The 1,131-nt window shown below is 39.2% G+C and carries 1 protein-coding gene; it reads left to right on the plus strand.

What is annotated here, in order from left to right:
* Window positions 1-152: 152 nt before the first annotated feature.
* Window positions 153-1,131, plus strand: a 979-nt coding sequence (locus tag J7J10_01685) for a transposase (protein ID MCD6129652.1), incomplete at its 3' end; no start/stop codon positions are given.

Consider the following 1,131-nt stretch of genomic DNA (forward strand, 5'->3'; position numbering starts at 1 on the left):
CTGTAAAGATACAAAAAGGCTTGTATCAAAAAAAGGTCCCAAACTATGCACTTAGAAGATAAGAAGAAAAGAAGAAAAGATAGGTCATTGAAAAAGGCATGGGAACCTAGTAAATTAGTTGTGAAGCCAAACACAACAAATGGAGGTTTCCCATGCCCACAACTAATATACCACAACTTCTAAATTCTATGTGTGAAGAGGTTTCTTTTCCAAGGTCTGAACACAAAACACTACTGCTCGATTACACTAAAGGCCTTGCCATATCTCATTTCAAAAGCCTCAGCTCCATTGGTAGAAAAATGGGACATTCTCAGTCATCTCTATCTCGGATGCTCTCTAATACCAGAGTTACCACTGAGAAACTCACAGGCAGCAGGTTGAATTTCATCCAAAACTTTCTCTCCAATAATGGCCTTGAATCCAAATACATCATATTGGACGAAACCGTTATTGAGAGATATGGCTCAAAGATAGAGAACCTTGGTAAGTATTACTCTTCCACAGCAGAGAAAGTAATAAACAGTATCTCGCTTATCTCATCTGTGCTGTATGTCAAGAATGGGTTGTTCTTCCCTCTGATTACCAAAGAAAGAACAAAGGGTGATTTCACAGGTCAGCTTATATCCATTCTTGAATGCCTGAAGCTTAAAAACAACATTATTCTTGTAGATGGAGCCATCATGTGCAGCAGGATATTTGCGAAGGTTGTCAATTCTGCTTCGACCATAATTGGCAGGCTTAGAACAAATCTAAAAGTCGTGATAGATGGGAAGGGCTTTTTGCTTTCAAAGCTCAAGAGGAAAACAAAGGGTGTTACATCATTTATTGCGAAAGTTCCAAGCTACCAGGCAAAGGTAAAAATAGTCATTGACAACAACAGCCAAGAAACGAGAATCATTCTTTGCAGTGATACGAATATGACAGAGTATGAAATACTCGATCATTACAGTAAAAGAGAAACCGTGGAGGAGTACTTCAAGCAGACGAAAGGTCTATTGGGTTTGAAAACACAGGTTTATTCGCAGCGTTCTACTGAAAAGCATGCTGAACTCGTGGCTCTCTATTTCACAGCCATAATGATAGCGAGATACTATTTGAATGTCAAAGACCAAGTGGGATTCAGGGAATTCG

Source organism: Deltaproteobacteria bacterium, assembly GCA_021159305.1.
Taxonomy (GTDB): Bacteria; Campylobacterota_A; Desulfurellia; order JAGGSF01; family JAGGSF01; genus JAGGSF01.